This is a genomic window from Peptostreptococcus anaerobius VPI 4330 = DSM 2949 (assembly GCF_000381525.1).
Lineage (GTDB): Bacteria > Bacillota > Clostridia > Peptostreptococcales > Peptostreptococcaceae > Peptostreptococcus > Peptostreptococcus anaerobius.
This window is the reverse complement of the sequence record NZ_KB906639.1, coordinates 1-19,274: the sequence shown is the minus strand read 5'-3', so window position 1 is coordinate 19,274 and position 19,274 is coordinate 1. Positions and strand designations below refer to the sequence as shown.

Genomic DNA, 19,274 nt, shown 5'->3' with positions numbered 1-19,274 from the left:
TATTTTAGGACAAGTACCGATATTTTTGCAAGAGTGGCAAAAAAGTGTACAAATTGATATTGCAATTTACGGAATCAGTAAAGAAAACGGAAAGGAAAGAATCTATTCATAAAAACATTGAGAAGTTTGAGGATATGGCTAAAAATTCTGTTTCTAAAGATAAAATCAAGAATAAGCAAAAGGAGCAGAGCCTATGATAGAGAAAATACTAAAGGACATCAAAGGCTTGTTTAAGGTGCAGGATAAGGCAAAGTTTCTAAAGCAGAACATTCCCTATCTTGCATTTTTCTATGTTGGCAATATCTTCTCTCACCATATACGAGCCTATACTGGTGGCGATGTAATAGACAAAATCTTCCAAGGGATATTATAGATTAACACCATGAGCTTTATTCCAATCATTCATCTAACTGACATTCTAATAGGCATAGGAGTAGCATCTTTAATTAAATTCATTGTCTACAGCAAAGACAAAAATGCAAAAAAGTTCAGACAGGGAAAGGAGTATGGTTCAGCAAGATGGGGAACGAGAAAAGATATAGAACCATACATGGATGAAAAATTACAGAACAATATCTTGCTTACACAAACAGAACGATTAACTATGAATGGTAGACCTAAAAATCCTAAATATGCACGTAACAAGAATGTACTTGTTATAGGAGGTAGTGGTTCTGGGAAAACTCGATTTTATGTAAAACCGAACTTAATGCAAATGCACAGTAGCTATTGTGTAACTGATCCTAAAGGATTAACCTTTTAGGGACAGAGAAAATAATAAAACTTGGAAAGGAGGTAATTCTCATGTCAAATACGAAAAGAACAGGACAAACAGCCCTTTATGGGCGTTTAAGTCGAGATGATGAGCTTCAAGGGGAAAGTAACTCTATCATCAATCAAAAGCAACTACTTGAAAGTTATGCAAAAAGAAACGGTTTTGTAAATATCTATCACTATACCGATGATGGAGTAAGTGGAACAACCTTTGATAGAGAGGGATTTCAAAAAATGATAAAAGCAATAGAAGAAAACAAAGTATCTACTGTGATAGTAAAAGATATGAGCAGGTTTGGAAGAGATTACCTCAAAGTAGGTTTTTACACTGAAATACTTTTCAAAGAAAAGGGAGTAAGGTTTATCGCCATCAATAACGGAATAGACAGTGAAAAACAAGCAGAAAGCGACTTTACACCATTTCTAAACATTATGAATGAATGGTATGCAAGAGATACCTCAAGAAAAATACAATCTATATTCAGAGCAAGAATGGAAGAAGGCAAAAGAGTATCGCCAAGCGTTCCATACGGCTATTTTAGAAACCCAAAGAACAAACAGGAGCTACTTGTCGATAAAGAGAGTGCAAAGGTCGTAAAACGCATTTATAATCTTGTAATAGAGGGATATGGAGTAACACAGATAGCAGATATATTAACCAAAGATAAAGTACTTATTCCGTCAGCCTATGCAGAAATACATTACCCCGAAAATAATCATAGCTCAAAGAAAAGAGGAATAGAAGACCCATATTTTTGGACACCGATCATAGTAGGTTATATTTTAGAAAAAAGAGAATATATGGGACACACTGTTCTTGGTAAAACAATATGCCTTGATTACAAAACTAAGAAACGCAGAAAGGCAAAAGAAGATGAACTCATTATCTTCAAAAATACCCACGAAGCCATCATTGACGAAGAAACATGGAACAACGCTCAACGATTAAGAAAAACAGTAAGAAGAAGTCCAAAGTATGGTACAACCTCACACCCATTTACAGGGCTTTTAATCTGTTCCGATTGTGGAGGAAAGCTAAGCTATCGAGAGCCGGCAGAACATAAAGAAAAGAAATATGATTGTGATTATTGCTTTGTATGTCAACATTACAGACACAGAAAAGGCTCTTGCAGTATGCACTACATCAAAGTAAAAACAGTGAATGAAATTCTCTTAAAATCAATCAAAGAAATCACAGACTTTGCAAAAGAAGAAAAGCAAGAATTTCTAAACGTAATGAACAAGTTATCCGACGAAAAAAGAGAAGAAAAGTATCAAGGAGATAAAGAAAAGTTAGAAAAACTGTCATCAAGAAATGAAGAACTAACAACCCTTATTACAAAACTGTATGAAGACCACGCACTTGGAAAAATTCCCGTAAAACATTTTGACAGATTATTTAATACCTATGATACAGAGCAACAAGACTTGGAAAAACAAATACAGTATTTTGAGCAAGAAATAGAAAGCTATCATCAGAGAAAAGTTGACACCGATAAATTCTTAAAAATGATAGAAAAATATACAGATATTGAAGAACTGACAGTACCAATGATAAATGAGTATATAGAAAAAGTTGTAGTCCACGAAGCAACAGGAGGAAGAAAAGGGAAAGACAGAAAACAACAAGTTGATGTGTACTTTAACTTTATAGGCAACTGTCAAGTACCACAGAAAGCTGATATAGAAAAAATGGCTTAAAAATGGTATAATATTAAACAAAATAGGCTTGTGAGGGGGTGTTTTTATGTCGGCAATTAAAATTGAAAACCTCACTTTCTCATATTATGGATATTTAAAACCTATATTTGAAAATGTATCGTTTTCCTTTGATACAAACTGGAAAATAGGATTGATAGGAAGAAATGGAATTGGTAAATCAACTCTATTTAAGTTACTTTTAAATCAAGAAACTTATCAAGGTAAAATAAGCAAGGATGTTGAATTTATTAAATTTCCACCAAATATAAGCGATACTTCAAAATTAGGAATTGAGTTATATAAAGAACTAATATCAGATGAGGAAGAATGGAAATTATTTAGAGAACTTAATTTGCTAAATGTAGATGAGAACCTTGTTTACAGAGAGTTTGAAACGCTTTCTAAAGGAGAACAAACAAAAATCCTTTTAGCTATTTTGTTTACAAGAGAAGATGGCTTTTTACTTATTGATGAACCAACAAATCATTTAGATATGGACGGAAGAAAAATTGTAAGTGAATATCTGAAAAGTAAAAAAGGATTTTTGCTTATATCTCATGATAGAGATTTTTTAGATGGTTGTATCAATCATGTTATTTCTATTAACAGGAATTATATTGATGTCCAATCGGGAAATTTTACATCATGGTATGAAAACAAAGTGATGAAAGACCAATTTGAAATTAGTCAAAATGAGAGATTAAGAAAAGATATTAAACGATTAAAAGAGGCTGCAAGACAAAGTCAAATTTGGTCTGATAAAATTGAAAATACTAAAAATGGTGTGAAAGTATCAGGTGTAAAACCAGACAAAGGACATATAGGTCATCAATCAGCCAAGATGATGAAAAAATCTAAGAATTTGGAGAATAGACAAAACAAGGCAATAGAAGAAAAACAGAGTTTACTAAAAGATATTGAAACAAAGGAAAGTTTATTATTGCATCCATTACATCATCATAAAAATCCTCTAATATCGGTTAGCAATTTATCATCATGCTATGGAGAGAGACAGATATTAAGCAATGTAAGTTTCGAGATAAAACAAGGCGATATAGTGGCTATATATGGTCAAAATGGTAGTGGAAAATCAACCTTGATTAAAATTTTATTAGGGTTACATCATGAGTATATTGGTGAAATAAAATCGGCAAGTAATTTAAAAATATCGTATATTCCTCAAGATACATCTAATTTAACAGGTAGCCTAAATGAGTATATTCATAAGCAAGGTGTTGATGAAACATTGTGCAAAACAATTCTTAGGAAATTAGATTTTGTAAGAGAATTATTTGAAATGGATATGAAGAACTATAGCGATGGACAAAAAAAGAAAGTTTTAATTGCTGTAAGTTTATCAAAGCCAGCTCATATATTTGTTTGGGATGAACCACTGAATTATATAGATGTAATATCAAGAATACAGATTGAGGAAATTATAAAAGAAGCAAAACCTACACTCATATTTGTGGAACATGATAAGCGATTTGTAGAAGATATAGCCAATAAAATCCTACAATTATAAACGAAATAGGAAATCAAAGTTTAGAAAAAGACTAACACAGAAACAGTAAATCAAAAAAGGTTTACTGTTTTTTCTTTGCTCAAAAACAGAAAGAGAGGAAAACAGAAAATGAAAAATATAGATGAAAAAATTTTAATGGCAGAAGAAGAAATCAAGCAGTTACAAAACAAAAGAAAAAAGCTAATCAGTCAGCAAAAACAGGAAGAGAGAAAAAAGAGAGATAGACGGCTTTATGAAAAAGGAGCAGTTTTTGAAAGTATCTTTACCGACAGCAAGGACTTTACCAAAGATGAATTTTATCAGCTAATCACATTTTCAAATATTAAAGAAGCAATCAATCAAAAAATATTAAAAATCATAGAGAAGCGAGAAGAAAGCGAAAATCAAAATACAGAAAATCAAGAGGAAGAAATGGAAACAGAGGAATAGTCCCTTGTTTACAAGGGCGCACATATACACCTTAACAGGTGCGTGCGTTCTCCGAAGGCTCTTAGCAGAGGGTATATCAGCTAACGCTGATACAGGGGAGCTACACTCCCCTATAGAAATAAATTTCCTACCCCTTGTGTACTTCCCAAAAGAAATCGGATAAAAGCAATCCGATTTTTTTAGGAAGTCTTATCTATCGCCACCATACCCGTATCAGAAAAGAGAGGAGGTCTTATCTTATGGCGATATATCATCTTTGTATAAAGATTATCTCAAGAGGCAAAAGCAAAAGTGCAGTAGCAGCTTCCGCCTATCGAAGCGGCGAAAAGATAAAAAATGAGTATGACAGCATAGTTCATGACTTTACAAGAAAAGGCGGAATAGCCCATACAGAAATTCTATTACCACAAAACGCACCACAGGAGTTTTCGGACAGGGGAACATTATGGAATAGCGTGGAAAAAATAGAAAAAAGTAAAAACTCACAGCTTGCAAGAAAAATCGAAATCGCCTTACCTAAAGAATTAGATAGAAGTAAACAGATAGAGCTTGTACGATAATATGTAAAGGAAAATTTTGTGAAAGTTGGTATGTGTGCCGATATTGCCCTACATGATAAAAATGACGGAAACCCACACGCTCATATATTATTAACTATGCGACCATTAAACGAAGATACAACATGGGGAGCAAAATCAAAAAAAGAATATATCCTTGATAAAAATGGAGAAAAAGTAAAACTAAAAAACGGTAATTACAAAACCCAAAAAATCAATACAACCGATTGGAATGAACAAGACAAAGCAGAGCAGTGGCGAAAAGCATGGGCAGACATTACAAACAAATATCTTGAAGAAAACAGCATACAGGAAAAAGTAGATCATCGTTCTTATCAAAGGCAAGGCATAGAACAAATACCGACTATTCATTTAGGTGTATCAGCAACACAAATGGAGAAGAAAGGCATAACCACCGACAGAGGAAATATTAATCGAGAAATCAGAAAACAGAATAGGCTGTTACAGGAAATCAAGTTAAGAATAAAAGCCTTATTAAATTGGATAAGAGGAATTGGAAAAGAAGAAAAAGCAGAAAATCAAAATACAAAGTCCACCCTCCCACCCAGAGAAAATCTGCTATCCGTTTTTGAAAATCTTATCCGTAACAACACAGACAACCATAATGCAGACTTGGAAAAAAATATTGAAAGCTATCAATTCTTAAAAGAGAAAAATATCACTTCATTATCCGAGCTAAAAGAAAATATACTTACTTTAAGAGATAAGAATTACAAGACCACAAGAGTCATCAAAGACAGCGAAAAGAGCATTGAAGATAAAACACAGCTTATTGACCAATCTGAGAAATATTTGAAGCATAAAGAAACCTCCAAAGCCTATACCAAATTAAAGAAAAGCAAACGGGAAGATTTTTATAACGAACATACCGCAGAGATTATTTTATTTGAAAGTGCTAAGAAATATCTAAAAGAGCATTTAGGAGAAAGCAAGACCTTAAATATATCTAAATGGAAAGCAGATGTTGCCACTTTGAAGAAAGAGAAAAAGAGCTTATACAATAAAATATTAGAGATACGAGAAGAAGTAGAACAGGCAGAAAAAGTTAAAACCTGTATAGAGCAGTTGCAGGAACATCTAAAGGAACTATCACATAGTCAGAGCCAAGATTTAGGTCTGTGAGAAAGGGCATAAAAATGATATAATGTTAATTAATATAGACTAATAAATTGAAAATTACGGAGGTAAGTAATGTTGAGATTAAGACCTTATAATATAAATGATGCAGATATAATTCTTTCTTGGAGTAAAGATGAAATGGCTTTTTACAAATGGTCTGCTGGTGTTTTGGGAGAATATCCAATAACAAAAGAAAAATTTGGCTTTGTTAATAACCTAATGGCTTTTACAGCTATTGAAGATGATAATATAATAGGCTTTTTTACAATGCGAAGACCTTCAAAAAACTTTGATGAATTGAGGTTTGGTTTCATAGTTGTTGACCCTTCACATCGTGGCAAAGGATATGGTAAGGTAATGCTTCAGTTAGGTTTAAAGTTTGCATTTGAAATTTATGGAGCAAAAAAGGTTTCACTAAGCGTTTTTGAAAATAATGAACCAGCATATTTTTGTTATAAAGCAGTTGGTTTTGATGATGTAGTTCTTGATAAGACAGAAACCTATCATGTTTTGGGAAAAGAATGGAAATGTAAAGAATTGATGATTGAAAACAGGTAAATTCAATTTTGTAAATCGTATAATTTAATAACAACTAAAACAAGAACAGTAAATCAAAAAAAGGTTTACTGTTTTTTCTTTGTCTAAAAGCGGAAAGGAGAACTTATGGAAGGAGAAAAAAGGAAAATACAAGCACCACCCAATAAACAGTTAATAATGAATATTGGAAAGACAAAATATACTGTAAACCTACATTTCAAGCAAGGTACAGGCGAAACATACAAGGATAAAATACTAAAGCTAATCAAGAGAGAAACAGAGAAGATATAAATTTGTCAAAGAAATTTTGTTTATGTCCTTGACAAATCTTCCCAAAAGGAACAATAGTTCTTGAGTGTGGAAAGATGCTTGAAGATAATGGATATGAGATTAAAATTCTAAATACCATCAATTTCAAAAAAACCATGGAATACAATCCTTTTGCATATATTCGTTCTGAAAAAGATATCCTAAAGCTTGTTCAGACAATCATCGCAAACACCAAGGGAGAAGGAGAAAAAGCAGGTGAGGACTTTTGGGTGAAAGCTGAAAAACTTTACTATACAGCACTTATCGGATATATCTGGTATGAAGCTCCAAGAGAAGAAAAGAACTTTGCAACACTACTTGATATGATAGACGCTTCAGAGGTAAGAGAAGATGATGAAACCTACATGAATCCGATTGATAGACTCTTGAAGCACTTGAGAAAAGAGAACCGACACACTTTGCAGTGAAGCAATATAAAAAGTACAAATTGGCTGCGGGAGTAATAGAATTAAGGAGAACACTTAATCACTATTTTAGTGAAATATGTACTTCTTAATTCTTTTTTTATTGAAAAATTAAGAGAAAGGGGGTAAAAATGAGGAATTTTGAAAAGATAACAGCACTCTATGAAAGATTAAGTCGTGATGATGAACTGCAAGGAGAAAGTAACTCTATCATCAATCAGAAAAAAATATTGGAAGAATACGCAAGCAAAAATAACCTGTCAAACATAATTCACTTTACAGATGACGGAATCAGCGGAACACAGTTTGACAGACCGGGATTTATGGCAATGATGAACGGAGTCAATCAAGGAAATATTGGTTGTATCATTGTAAAAGATATGAGCAGACTTGGCAGAGATTATCTCAAAGTCGGTCAATGTATGGAGATACTAAGACAAAAGGGCGTAAGACTAATCGCTATCAATGACAATGTAGATAGTTTTTACAGAGAAGATGATTTTACCCCTTTTAGAAATATCATGAACGAATGGTATGCAAGAGATACATCAAGAAAAATCCAATCTACTTTCAGGTCAAAAGGCGAAAGTGGGAAACATACGGCAAGTACACCGCCTTATGGCTATATCAAAGATGGAAAAGATAAAAATAAGTGGATAGTAGATGAAAAAGCAGCAGAGATAGTAAGGCGAATATTCAATATGACCATGCAAGGCAATGGTCCGTATCGAATAGCAAAGATATTGGAGAGTGAAAAAGTAGATATACCCGCCTACCATCAACAAAAATTAGGCTATGGGCTATATCAAAGCAAAAACTTTGAACACCCATATCGTTGGTGTAGTTCCACAATAGCAAGTATTCTAAAGAAACAGGAATACTTAGGACATACAGTCAATTTCAAAACAAGAAAACACTTCAAGGATAAGAAAAGTAAATATGTATCCGAGGATAACTGGCTTATTTTTGAAAATACACACGAGCCAATCATAGACCAAGAAACCTTTGATAATGTGCAAAGGATAAGAGGAAATGTAAAAAGGTATCCTGACGGTTGGGGCGAATATCACCCACTCACAGGACTGATGTATTGTGCAGATTGTGGGAGCAAGATGTATGTTCATAGAACAAGCAACTACAAGAATGTCCCATACTATGTTTGCAGCAATTACAAGAAAGTACCTTGCGGCACACTTTGTCCATCAGCACACAGAATAAAAGCAGAAGCAGTTTTAAATCTTATTAGGGAAACACTGAAAGACATTAAAAAAAACCTTGATGAAGATAATGAAGACTTTATCCGTTCTATTCAAAATGAAATGGAAGAAAAGGAAAAAGTAGAGATAGAAAAGAAAAAGATAAAATTAACGGAAAGCCAAAACAGACTTCAGGAACTTGAACGACTGATGTGCAGAATTTATGAAGATATGATTCTAAATAAAATACCGAATAATCGTTATGAAATCCTAAATAACCAATACGAAACAGAGCAACTTACATTAAGCAAAGAGATTAAAGACTTAGAGCTTGAAATATCAAGATATGAAAAAGAAACAGACAGAGCTAAGAAATTTATATCTCTTATCAGTCGTTATGAAAACTTTGATGAACTTACAACTACAATGATAAATGAGTTTGTAGAAAAAATTATCGTACACGAAAGAGATAGAAAAGGAAGTCAGACATCAAAGCAAAAGATAGAAATTTACTTTAATTTCATAGGCAATTATGAACTGCCACAGGCGGAGTTAAGTGAAGAAGAAAAACAAAAACTTGAGGAAGAAGAAAGAAAAATCAAGGAAAGAAAAGACAAGCTACATCAAAATTACCTGAAACGAAAAGCCAGCGGAAAACAGAAAGAGTATGAAGATAAATATAAGGCAAGAAGAGAACAGAAGAAACAGGAGAAATTAAAGGTTTTGAAAAGAGTTGGGATACCGATGAAAGATTATATGAAATAGTATTCATATTAAGACGGTAGTTATTATCATGAAGTTAGTTGACATTAACTATCGTTTATGATAAAATAAAATTCGACAGTAGTGTCGGTTTTTATTACGATATGAAATGAGGTCTTTATTTTGAAAGAAGAAAAACAAAAAGTTGGACAAATTAGAAAAAAAGAGATTCGAGAAGCTGCAAAGGAATGCTTTCTAAATAAAGGGTTTCAACTTACAACAATGGAAGATGTTATCACAGAGGTAGGAATGAGTAGAGGGGGTGTTTATCATCATTATGCAAGTACAAATGAAATGCTTAAAGACTTAATGTTTGATGGTAATGATTATAGAAACAACTTGATAAATGAGTATTTAAAAAACAATCGAGGAAAAGATAAATATCAGCAAATGGGTGATATTTTGGTTGATAAGTCGCTGGCTGATACAGAATTGATGAGATTGTATACACTCCTTTTACAAGCGAAAAAATATAATCAGGATTTGGAAAAATTGTATCAAGAATTGAAACTTAATGCGACTAATGAGCTAAGTTTAATCGCCAAGCAGCTTGGAATTAAAACAGACATATTTAAGGATGATTTTTTAGTGAATTATATCAATGCGATGATATTAAGTTCTGAAGTTCTCTGTGCAAGAAATTCTTTTTCACAACATAAAAAATATATAAAAGAAACAATGGTAAATTACATTGTTGATATTGACAAGAGATAGGGAGGTTTAAAATGAGTAAACGATTAGAAGTAAAGGATTTAATCAACATAGGATTATTTTCTGTATTAGGTTTTGTATTTATGATGATTGGATCATTTTTAGGAATGGTTCCAGTTTTAATGCCGGTTGTTCCATTTGCACAGGGAGTTTTAGTAGGACCTGTAAATATGCTGTATTCCACAAAGATTAAAAAAAGAGGAATGGTGTTTATTCAATCATTACTTATTGCATTAGTATATGTTGCTATGGGACATGGACCTTGGGCATTATTGACCGCTGTTATTGCTGGTATTATTGCTGAAGTTATTTTGAAATCAGGAGAATATACGGATGTTAGAAAGGCAAGATTAGCATTTTCTATTGCTCCACTTTGCACATTAGGAAATTGGTTGCCAATTTTTATATCAAGAAATGAATATGTCAAACAGATGTTAGAGAAAGGATATAACCAAGAATTTATTGATAAGATGCTTAGTGTAATGCCGAATTGGATTATTGTCGTAATGGCAATAGGTGGAATTATAGGAGCATATATTGGTTGTAGTATAGGTATGGCTTTCCTAAAAAAACATTTTAAAAAGGCTGGTATGGAAAAATAAGGATTCATAAGGAGTTAAGGATGACAATCAAACTTGATTTTCGTACAAAACTTTTTATGACAATAGTTCTTTCATATGTGATGGTTTTAGGCAATATTCAAGTAAAGTATTTCTTGCAAGCCCTTATAATATCTGTAATTCCGATAGTGCTTTTAATAAATACAAAACATACAAGAGTAGCTATTATTGGGATGGCTACTCTTGTGTTCGTTTATGGTGCTGATAGATTTTTAATTAAATTAGAATACAGTCCCTTGGTAGCGATTTTACTGATATTAGTAATGGTTGTTAAGAAAATACTTCCCGCATTTTTAATGGGGAAATATACCATACTCACATCAAATGTAGGGGAAAGTATTTATTCATTGAAAAAAATGAAATGTCCCGATGAAATAGCAATACCATTGACTGTGATGGTTCGTTTCTTTTATGCCGCAAGGATTGATTATAGCCAGATAAAAAAAGCCATGCGTTTGAGAGGACTAACGCTTAAAAAGTTAATAAAAAATCCAATTCTATTATTTGAATATAGATTAGTGCCACTATTGATGTGTTTGTCTAAGACGGCAGATGATTTAACAGTATCCGCAATGACAAAAGGGTTAGCTGTTAATCAAAAGCGAACAAGTATTAGTGAATCTCGCATTGGTGGCATTGATTGCATATTTTTTTTGATAATGGTATGGGCAATCTATTTATATATAAGGGGTAAGTATGCTTAGTTTACAAAATTTAGTATTAAAGTTTGATGGAGAAAGCATATTAGAAAATATAAATCTAAATTTCAAACCCGGAGAGGTAACTGTTATAACGGGACAATCAGGTACGGGGAAAAGTAGTTTGTTAAAAGTAATAAACGGCATTATTCCCGAATATGATTGTGGAGATGTAAAAGGAGATGTTTTATACAGGGACAAATCTTTATTAGGGATGAGTATATTAGAACGATCCAAGTTTATATCCACAGTGTTTCAAAATCCTAAAACACAATTTTATTGTATCAATTCTACAGATGAATTAGCTTTTCAATTAGAAAATAGGTGTATAGAAAGAAATTTGATTTTAGATAAAATACGCTATTATTCAGATGTTTTAGGTAGTAAAGATTTGTTGGACAAGAATATTTTTGAACTATCCGGTGGAGAGAAGCAACTAATTGCTATAACCGCCAGCGGAATTTCAGAAAATGAAATTATTCTTTTAGATGAACCATCCTCATCTTTGGATTATGAATCAATTAAGAACTTAAAAAGAGCTATTATTGAGCTAAAAAAAAGAAATAAAATCATAATCATTGTCGAGCATAGATTATTTTATTTGAAAGACATTGTAGACAAGCTGTGTGTAATAGAAAATAAAACTTTTAAAGAATACACGAAAGAATATTTTAGTGATGATTTCTTTGTAAGAGTTTCAGAAAAACATAATTTAAGAAATTTCAATGAAATTTTTAAGAGTGATTTCTTAAATAGACAATATGAAAAAGTAGATATGTTGCAAAAAAATACTCCATCAAACTTTGCTAATGAATCAATAACATGTCTACATTTCAAAAAAACATACGATAAGAATACAATTTTTGATTTTAGTGTTTCTTTTAATACCGGGATAAATTTCATTATTGGACAAAACGGTGTTGGGAAAAGTACTTTTATCAATTTACTTATGGGAACTATAAAAGGCAAGGGAGAAGTTTTTTATAAGGGAGAAAAACTCAAAAAACGGTATGAGAATATCTTTGCAGTCATGCAAGATGTTAATTATCAACTTTTTACAGAATCTGTATGGCAAGAAATTGGAACAGTTACAAAACAGGATAATTTGAAAAATGAAGCCTTAAGAAAGGTACATTTATTTAATAAAAAAGAAATGCACCCAAGTTCGTTATCGGGTGGAGAAAAACAGAGATTGTTGCTTGCTATGTCTATGGTAAGTCAAAAACCAATCATAGTGTTTGATGAGCCAACGAGTGGACTTTGCAAAATGCAAATGGATATTTTGATTGGATTTTTAAATCAAATGGTAGAGCAAGGGAAAACTATTATTATAATCACGCATGATTTTGAATTTATAAAACAATGCGATGGTGCAATATATGAATTTACAAAATAAATATAAGTAAAGGAGAGCAATACGATGAAAGAAGATATGAAAACACAACTTTTAACAAAAAGTCCTAAAGACTTGTTGTTTCAATTAGCTATTCCGGGAATTATAGGAATGGTTGTTATAGGACTTTATCCATTTATGGATGGAATATTTGCTGGGTGGATTATAGGGGATTATGCTATGTCTGCTATTAGTATATCAATGTCTTTAACAATAATAAATGGCGGTATATCAGCACTTATTGGTGTTGGTAGTGCGTCGATTTTGTCAAGGGCTATTGGAAAGGGAGACAAAGAAACAACGGATAAAATATTTGGTAATTTTTGTTATTGGGTAATTTTATTTTCTATAGTAATTACCATATTAGGATTGATATTTGCACCTAATTTTCTGGATTTGGTAGGAGCAAAAGGGAATATTAAAGAACTTGGAGTTAGATATTTAAGAGTAGTTTTCTTTGGTTCAATATTTGTGAATTTTGCTCAAGCAGGTAATATGACAATGCGTGGTGAAGGTGCATTGAAGCAATCTATGATGATTATGGGAGTAGGTGCTTTATTAAATATTATTTTAGATCCTATTTTTATGAAGTTGATGGGAGAGTATGCAATTGAAGGTGCAGCCATTGCAACTGTAATATCTCAAATTGTACAGGCGATATTAACATTTCACTATTTTTCAAAGAAAAGTGCTTTTGTTGGTATCCATAAAATTCAAAAGAGCAAGGCAATTTACAGTGAAATGTTTAGTATAGGAAGTTCGGCTATGATGATGCAAATTTTATTTGCAGTACAACAAACATTTTTGTTCAAACAGGCTTTCGCTTATGGTGGAGATAATTGGGGAATTCTAATGTCTGCCACAATGAGACTTTATATGTTCTCATTTATTCCATTGTGGGGAATGAGTCAAGGTTTACAGCCTGTTATAGGAGCTAATTTTGGAGCAAAACAATATCAAAGAGTAAAAGATACTATGAAGATTTTCATGTATGGGGCAACAATACTTGCTGCTATTTCTTGGATACCATCCATGTTTTTCTCTGAAAAATTATTGTCTTTGTTTAATGTGAGAAGTGAAATAATTGAAGTTGGAGTTATGAACTTCAAGTTGTTCTATTCTACCTTTATCCTGTATGGAATTATGATTATGACTCTTACATTTTTCCAATCTATTGGAGATGGGAAAAAAGCGAGCATGATTGTAATGCTTAGACAACTGATTTTATTTATTCCGGCGATATTGTTATTGCCAAAGGTATTTGGAAGATTAGCAGTTTGGTGGGCTGAACCTATTGTGGATTTTAGTATGATTTTGCTTGGGCTGGTTTTAATGCTTAATGGACTTAGGAAAATGGGAAAACAAGAAATTACAAAAAGTTAGGTAGCTCAAAAGACAAAAGAAAAAATAAGAAAGGTTTGATGTATGAACATTATTTAACTATAAGGGATGGGTGATTAAGATGAAAAAATCTTTATATACAAAAGAAATAAATAATAAAAATTTCTATTTGCCTTATAGTTGTCTATTCTCTCAAACAATTAAATACATCTAAAGAAAAGGTAAACTCTTTTCAATTCGGAGGACATTTTACGCCAAAGTGTAGAAGTCCTCCTTTTTTATTCTCAAAAAGCAAAACAGAGAACTTAAAAAAGGAGGATAACTAAGTGGCAAAGAAAGAATATTACCTTTATGTCAAAGGCAAAGCTGTACCTGTAAGCGAAGAAGTCTACAAAGCCTATTGGAAGATAACAGAGCATGAAAAGTATCTCCAAAGAAAAGATTGGAAGCATAATGTTATACCATTTTCAGGACTGGATCACGACGGACACTTCATAGACAACATCATAGATGAAAAAATAGACTTAGAAAAAATTGTAGAAGTAAAAATGCAAATTGAAGAACTTCATAGAGCATTAAATACTCTTTCAAAAGAAGAACGAGAGTTAATGGAAGCCATCTTCTACAAAGAAGAAAGCCTAAGGTCAATCGGTAAAAAAGAGAAAGTTACACATCAAGCAATCAGTGGGAGGAGGGATAGGATTTTAGAAAAACTGAGAAAGATTTTAGAAGATAAAATCTAAAAACTTGGAAAGGTTAAGTGTCAAAAAAAGGTGCTTAACCTTTCTTTATGGAAACAAGCAGATACCAAAATGGAGGAATGAAAAATGAAGAAAGAAAACACATTACAGGAAGTACAGGAACAAATTTCTGAACTTCAGGAAGAAAGAGAAAAGTGCAATGTGAAGCTGAAACAATTAGAAAATCAAGGCAAGAAATTAGAAAAACTTGCAAACGAAAAAGAACGAAAAAGAAGAAATCACAGGCTTATACAAAGAGGCTTGATAGTAGAAAGAGTGGTTAAAAATCCACTAATGTTTACCAATGAGGAGATAGAAGAATTACTTAAAGTTGCTACTCACACAGAAGAATACAGACAAGCCTATGAAGAAATGATAAATGGGAAAGATATGGAAGATGAAACAGACAGCGAGTAGACAGAATAAAAGACCTTAGTTTTTTCAGAAGCTCCCTGCAAGGGCAAAAAGCTTCGCAGAACGCAAAGCACCCTTTAGGGTGTATAATTGCGCCCTTAGAAAAACTAAGGGATTTTAGCAAGTCTTAAAACATACAAAAGTTAATAAAAATATACAGATAAAGCAGATAGGAAAAGATACAAAAATAACCTGTCTGCTTTTTTTATTTACCTGAAAACAAACAAAAAATGAAAGGAGCTTATACAGATGGCAGAAACATTTCACTTTAGTATATCAATGATAAGCAGAGGAAAAAGTAAATCGGCAGTTGCAAGTGCAGCATATATATCCTGTGAGAAATTAACAAATGAATGGGACGGAGTAACTCACGACTACCATAATAAAAAAGGACTTTTACATTCAGAAATCTTCTTGCCGGAGAATGTCCCCATAGCATTAAAAGATAGAACTACTTTATGGAATAGCGTTGAACTAAATGAGAAAGCAAGCAATGCACAGCTTGCAAGAAACTTCATTATCGCCTTACCGAAAGAATTATCTTTTGAAGAAAACAAGAAACTCATTATCGACTTCATACAAGAAAATTTTGCATCAAAAGGAATGATAGCAGACCTTGCAATCCATGATGAAAGTGATGAAGAAAATAACAATATCCATGCTCATATTATGACTACCCTTAGACCAATCAATGAAAAAGGAGAGTGGCAGGCAAAAAGCAAAAAAGAATATGTTCTTGATGAAAACGGAGAAAAGATAAAACTAAAAAGCGGAAACTATAAAACAAGAAAAGTAGAGCTGACAGACTGGAACGATAAAGGCAACGCAGAGAAATGGCGAGAGAATTTTGCAAGCCTTTGTAATCAGTATTTAGAAAAAAATCATCAGGAAAAGAGAGTGGATCATCGTTCCTACAAAAGACAAGGGATAGAAGAAATCCCAACCATTCACATGGGAGCAAGTGCCAGCGCCTTAGAGAAAAAAGGAATCGAAACCGACAAAGGAAACATCAACCGAGAAATAAAAAAGCACAACTCCTTAGTTAAGGCAATTAAAGAAAAATTGTTAGAGATTAACTCTTGGCTTAACTCACTTGTTTCTACATTTCAAGCAAAATATGACGAGTACAAAGAAACAAGACAACAAGAGATTGAGAACAAAGCCGAACTCTTTAACCTCTATGAATATATCTCTATCTATAACGAGATACAGGGAGAAAAAATAAAAAATCTATCCTACTATGGACAGATAAAAAAGGGAAATGCAGACCTAAAGAGATTTGTAAAAGCAATCTACTATCTAAAAGATAATCATCTTCAAACCATAGCAGACCTACAAGGAAAAGTCTTTGAACTTGCAAAACAAAGTAAAAAGATAAGTGGTGATATTCAAGAAAAAACACAAAGAATAAAAGACTTAAATCAATGTGTAAGCTGCATAGACTCTATCAAAGAAAACAAAGAAGTTTATCAGGAATACAAAAGCAAAACCATATTCAAAGACAGCTTTTATAATTCTCATAAAAAAGGAATAGACAGATATCTAAGAGCAAGAAAGACCATAGAAAAATTTACAGGGACATCATCTATAAAATTAAGTGATTGGCAAAAAGAAATATCAAACCTTGAAAAAGAGATACAAAGTTTAACGGAAGATAAAGTTAAAGTACAAGACGAATTTAAGCAGATAGACCATATCAAATATGCAGTAAAGATTGTCAATGACGAGTATGGAATAGACCTATCTATTGAGATAGATAAGGCAATTAAGAGAGGAGATAAACCAAGTGTTATTGCACAGCTGAAAAAATTCCAAGAGCAAGAGGAAAGAAAGGAGCAGTACAAACAAAAAGCCAAGGAAAAGGCTAAAGAAAATTATAAAAATACAGGGGAGGAAAGATAAAAATGGCAGACAACAGAAGATACTATTGGTTAAAATTGAAAGAAGATTTTTTTACAGATAAGAGAATCAAAAGGCTAAGAAAAATATCAGGAGGAGATACCTATACAATCATTTACCTCAAATTGCTTTTGCTTAGCTTAAAAGATAGTGGGAAGCTGTATTATGACGGAGTAGAAACAGACTTTATCAAGGAGCTTGCATTAACGATTGATGAAACGGAAGATGATGTAATGGTTACAGTAAATTATCTTGTAGCACAAGGATTGATGGAGATAATCACAGAAAATGACGAGTATTTTTTAACAGAAATCCCAAGTCTTATAGGTTCAGAAACAGCGTCTACAAGGCGTTCGAGGAAATCAAGAGGACAAAAAGCGTTGCAATGCAACACTGGTGCAACACCTTGCAACCTTTTGCAACAAAACTGCAACGGAGAGATAGAGATAGAGAAAGAGATAGATATAGAGTTAGAAAAAGAGGGGGAGAAAGAAAAAATATCCCCCTCCCTTTATGGAGAATATAAAAATGTTTCCTTAACTGATGAAGAATATGGAAAATTAAAGGATAAAATGCAATGTCATAGGGATAAAATGATAGAGAAGCTGTCAACCTATATGCAAAGTACAGGAAGAAACTACAAAGACCATTATGCGACCTTGGTTCATTGGTATGAACAGGACAAAGGGAAATTAAAGGAAAACAGTAAATCAAAAGTATATACCTTTGAAGATTATGACAAGGGTGAACACTTGTAGACCTCGTATAAGACGGTGGAAAGGCTTTTTAAGAGTGTTAATAATAAAATAGGTATCAGATTATGGCTAATTGTAAAAACATCGTATAAGGGCTTAAATTTGTGGTATGGAAAAAATATCGTATTTATGATAAAATGATAATGATATGGTAATAAACTCAGTTATAAGGAGAGGATATATAAATGCGAATTCAATTTACTGTAACCGATGAAGAACTTGAAATTTTAACTAAAAAAGCAATAGAGGGAGGTTTCCCAAGCGTTACTGAATATTGTAAGTGTAGTAGTTTACAAGAAAATACAAGCTATGCTGACCTATATACTACCTTATTAAACAAAATTAGCTCTTTACCGAAAGGCAAAGAATTTGTTTTGAGAGAGTTAATCGCAACACCGCCGGCATTGATTGGCAGATGGTTTTATGAAAATGTAAATAAGAGACTTGTAAAAAATGTGGAACACATCGGAAAAGCTGAAGGTGGAGTAGAAAAATATAAAAGAATTTAGATAATGTTGGAGGTGCATTTCATGGCAGAAGAAAATAAAGAGATAGTTATTGTAGATGATAAAACTATACAAGAAAAAATATATCTTATTCGTGGGCAAAAAGTAATGCTTGATGCAGATTTAGCTGAAATATATGGTTATGAAACAAAAAACTTTAATAGACAGGTAAAAAACAATATTGAGAAGTTTGAAGGCGAAGATTTTATGTTTCAACTTACCGAGAATGAATTTGAAAACTTGAGGTGCAAAAATTTCACCTCAAGTTGGGGCGGTTCAAGATACTTACCAAATGCCTTTACAGAACAAGGTATTTATATGCTTATGACGGTATTAAGAGGTGAACTTGCGATTAGGCAAAGTAGAGCCTTAATTAGAACATTTAAGCAGATGAAAGACTTTATAATCGAAAATCAAGATTTTATTAGCTCAAAAGAATTGGTACAAATAGCAGTACAGACAAATCAAAACACAAAGGATATAGCTGAAATAAAGTCGCAAATGGCTACAAAAGAAGATTTGAAAAAGGTTATGGATAATTTTATAGATCCAGACACATACAAGCATTTCCTTTTAATGAATGGAGATAAGATTGAAGCAGATGTTGCTTATACAAAAATATATAAGTCTGCAAAGAAAAGCATTTATGTAATAGATAACTATATAGGCTTGAAAACCTTAGAATTATTAAGAGCTGCAAAAGACAATGTTGAAATTATAGTCTTTAGCGACAATGTGAAAAACAAGGATATGCTGACAAAAAATATCCTAAACGATTTTAGAAAAGATTACCCTAATATCAATCTGAAGATGAAAATTGCAGGTAAAAAGTATCACGATAG

18 protein-coding genes and 3 pseudogenes are annotated in these 19,274 nt (G+C 32.4%); all 21 read left to right on the top strand.

All coding sequences use genetic code 11. The annotated features are described in order from the left end of the window. Positions 1 to 44 precede the first annotated feature (44 nt). Complete coding sequence (locus F823_RS11560) at positions 45 to 197, top strand: DUF3801 domain-containing protein (RefSeq protein ID WP_019595628.1); 153 nt, start codon at positions 45 to 47, stop codon at positions 195 to 197. Continuing rightward, positions 194 to 751 (top strand): annotated as a pseudogene (locus F823_RS0108800) (type IV secretory system conjugative DNA transfer family protein); the annotation flags it as partial. The gene F823_RS11560 and the pseudogene F823_RS0108800, both read left to right, overlap by 4 nt. 53 nt (positions 752 to 804) lie before the next feature. Further along, positions 805 to 2,475 carry a recombinase family protein gene (locus F823_RS0108795; RefSeq protein ID WP_002846349.1) on the top strand — a complete coding sequence of 557 codons (1,671 nt, stop codon included), beginning with the start codon at positions 805 to 807 and terminating at the stop codon, positions 2,473 to 2,475. Between the two features lie 46 nt (positions 2,476 to 2,521). After that, the gene (locus tag F823_RS0108790) at positions 2,522 to 4,000 is read left to right on the top strand and encodes an Lsa family ABC-F type ribosomal protection protein (protein WP_002846350.1); all 1,479 of its coding nucleotides are present in this window, start codon (positions 2,522 to 2,524) and stop codon (positions 3,998 to 4,000) included. Positions 4,001 to 4,108: 108 nt separating this feature from the next. Further along, the gene (locus F823_RS0108785; RefSeq protein ID WP_002846351.1) at positions 4,109 to 4,429 is read left to right on the top strand and encodes a DUF3847 domain-containing protein; all 321 of its coding nucleotides are present in this window, start codon (positions 4,109 to 4,111) and stop codon (positions 4,427 to 4,429) included. Between the two features lie 239 nt (positions 4,430 to 4,668). Next, positions 4,669 to 6,129: pseudogene (gene mobQ / locus F823_RS0108775) on the top strand (MobQ family relaxase). A gap of 69 nt (positions 6,130 to 6,198) precedes the next feature. Next, positions 6,199 to 6,684: a GNAT family N-acetyltransferase gene (locus F823_RS0108770; RefSeq protein ID WP_002846359.1), complete on the top strand. Its 486-nt coding sequence runs from the start codon at positions 6,199 to 6,201 to the stop codon at positions 6,682 to 6,684. A gap of 105 nt (positions 6,685 to 6,789) precedes the next feature. Next, positions 6,790 to 6,954 carry a transposon-encoded TnpW family protein gene (locus F823_RS0108765; protein ID WP_002846360.1) on the top strand — a complete coding sequence of 55 codons (165 nt, stop codon included), beginning with the start codon at positions 6,790 to 6,792 and terminating at the stop codon, positions 6,952 to 6,954. A gap of 41 nt (positions 6,955 to 6,995) precedes the next feature. After that, positions 6,996 to 7,432: pseudogene (locus tag F823_RS0108760) on the top strand (type IV secretory system conjugative DNA transfer family protein); the annotation flags it as partial. Between the two features lie 96 nt (positions 7,433 to 7,528). Next, positions 7,529 to 9,358, top strand: a complete 1,830-nt coding sequence (locus tag F823_RS0108755; protein ID WP_019595626.1) for a recombinase family protein — start codon at positions 7,529 to 7,531, stop codon at positions 9,356 to 9,358. 120 nt (positions 9,359 to 9,478) lie between these two features. Continuing rightward, complete coding sequence (locus F823_RS0108750) at positions 9,479 to 10,069, top strand: TetR/AcrR family transcriptional regulator (protein WP_002844956.1); 591 nt, start codon at positions 9,479 to 9,481, stop codon at positions 10,067 to 10,069. 11 nt (positions 10,070 to 10,080) lie between these two features. Next, the gene (locus F823_RS0108745; RefSeq protein ID WP_002844954.1) at positions 10,081 to 10,668 is read left to right on the top strand and encodes an MptD family putative ECF transporter S component; all 588 of its coding nucleotides are present in this window, start codon (positions 10,081 to 10,083) and stop codon (positions 10,666 to 10,668) included. Positions 10,669 to 10,688: 20 nt separating this feature from the next. Next, positions 10,689 to 11,390 (top strand): energy-coupling factor transporter transmembrane component T, encoded by a 702-nt coding sequence (locus tag F823_RS0108740; protein WP_002844952.1) that lies wholly within the window; start codon positions 10,689 to 10,691, stop codon positions 11,388 to 11,390. Then, positions 11,383 to 12,780 (top strand): ATP-binding cassette domain-containing protein, encoded by a 1,398-nt coding sequence (locus F823_RS0108735; protein WP_002844950.1) that lies wholly within the window; start codon positions 11,383 to 11,385, stop codon positions 12,778 to 12,780. Before F823_RS0108740 ends, F823_RS0108735 begins: the two co-directional genes overlap by 8 nt. 24 nt (positions 12,781 to 12,804) lie before the next feature. Beyond that, on the top strand, positions 12,805 to 14,160 hold the full coding sequence (locus F823_RS0108730; protein WP_002844948.1) for an MATE family efflux transporter: 1,356 nt from the start codon (positions 12,805 to 12,807) through the stop codon (positions 14,158 to 14,160). A gap of 284 nt (positions 14,161 to 14,444) precedes the next feature. After that, the gene (locus F823_RS0108725; protein ID WP_005957966.1) at positions 14,445 to 14,861 is read left to right on the top strand and encodes a sigma factor-like helix-turn-helix DNA-binding protein; all 417 of its coding nucleotides are present in this window, start codon (positions 14,445 to 14,447) and stop codon (positions 14,859 to 14,861) included. Between the two features lie 84 nt (positions 14,862 to 14,945). Beyond that, positions 14,946 to 15,275, top strand: a complete 330-nt coding sequence (locus F823_RS0108720; protein ID WP_002842117.1) for a DUF3847 domain-containing protein — start codon at positions 14,946 to 14,948, stop codon at positions 15,273 to 15,275. Positions 15,276 to 15,521: 246 nt separating this feature from the next. Beyond that, positions 15,522 to 17,174, top strand: coding sequence for a MobQ family relaxase (gene mobQ / locus F823_RS0108715; protein WP_019595625.1), 1,653 nt, complete (start codon positions 15,522 to 15,524; stop codon positions 17,172 to 17,174). Between the two features lie 2 nt (positions 17,175 to 17,176). After that, complete coding sequence (locus F823_RS0108710) at positions 17,177 to 17,929, top strand: phage replisome organizer N-terminal domain-containing protein (protein ID WP_000774842.1); 753 nt, start codon at positions 17,177 to 17,179, stop codon at positions 17,927 to 17,929. A 182-nt stretch (positions 17,930 to 18,111) separates the two neighbouring features. Further along, positions 18,112 to 18,435: a hypothetical protein gene (locus tag F823_RS0108705; RefSeq protein WP_001222545.1), complete on the top strand. Its 324-nt coding sequence runs from the start codon at positions 18,112 to 18,114 to the stop codon at positions 18,433 to 18,435. Positions 18,436 to 18,456: 21 nt separating this feature from the next. Then, on the top strand, positions 18,457 to 19,274 hold an 818-nt coding region (locus tag F823_RS0108700), incomplete at its 3' end, for an ORF6N domain-containing protein (RefSeq protein ID WP_019595624.1).

What these genes read in the sequence shown, in the direction of transcription:
- F823_RS0108795 (WP_002846349.1), top strand. Translation starts at nt 805, where the DNA reads ATGTCAAATACGAAAAGAACAGGACAAACAGCCCTTTATGGGCGTTTA.
- F823_RS0108790 (WP_002846350.1), top strand. Translation starts at nt 2,522, where the DNA reads ATGTCGGCAATTAAAATTGAAAACCTCACTTTCTCATATTATGGATAT.
- F823_RS0108785 (WP_002846351.1), top strand. Translation starts at nt 4,109, where the DNA reads ATGAAAAATATAGATGAAAAAATTTTAATGGCAGAAGAAGAAATCAAG.
- F823_RS0108770 (WP_002846359.1), top strand. Translation starts at nt 6,199, where the DNA reads ATGTTGAGATTAAGACCTTATAATATAAATGATGCAGATATAATTCTT.
- F823_RS0108765 (WP_002846360.1), top strand. Translation starts at nt 6,790, where the DNA reads ATGGAAGGAGAAAAAAGGAAAATACAAGCACCACCCAATAAACAGTTA.
- F823_RS0108755 (WP_019595626.1), top strand. Translation starts at nt 7,529, where the DNA reads ATGAGGAATTTTGAAAAGATAACAGCACTCTATGAAAGATTAAGTCGT.
- F823_RS0108745 (WP_002844954.1), top strand. Translation starts at nt 10,081, where the DNA reads ATGAGTAAACGATTAGAAGTAAAGGATTTAATCAACATAGGATTATTT.
- F823_RS0108740 (WP_002844952.1), top strand. Translation starts at nt 10,689, where the DNA reads ATGACAATCAAACTTGATTTTCGTACAAAACTTTTTATGACAATAGTT.
- F823_RS0108735 (WP_002844950.1), top strand. Translation starts at nt 11,383, where the DNA reads ATGCTTAGTTTACAAAATTTAGTATTAAAGTTTGATGGAGAAAGCATA.
- F823_RS0108730 (WP_002844948.1), top strand. Translation starts at nt 12,805, where the DNA reads ATGAAAGAAGATATGAAAACACAACTTTTAACAAAAAGTCCTAAAGAC.
- F823_RS0108720 (WP_002842117.1), top strand. Translation starts at nt 14,946, where the DNA reads ATGAAGAAAGAAAACACATTACAGGAAGTACAGGAACAAATTTCTGAA.
- mobQ (WP_019595625.1), top strand. Translation starts at nt 15,522, where the DNA reads ATGGCAGAAACATTTCACTTTAGTATATCAATGATAAGCAGAGGAAAA.
- F823_RS0108710 (WP_000774842.1), top strand. Translation starts at nt 17,177, where the DNA reads ATGGCAGACAACAGAAGATACTATTGGTTAAAATTGAAAGAAGATTTT.
- F823_RS0108705 (WP_001222545.1), top strand. Translation starts at nt 18,112, where the DNA reads ATGCGAATTCAATTTACTGTAACCGATGAAGAACTTGAAATTTTAACT.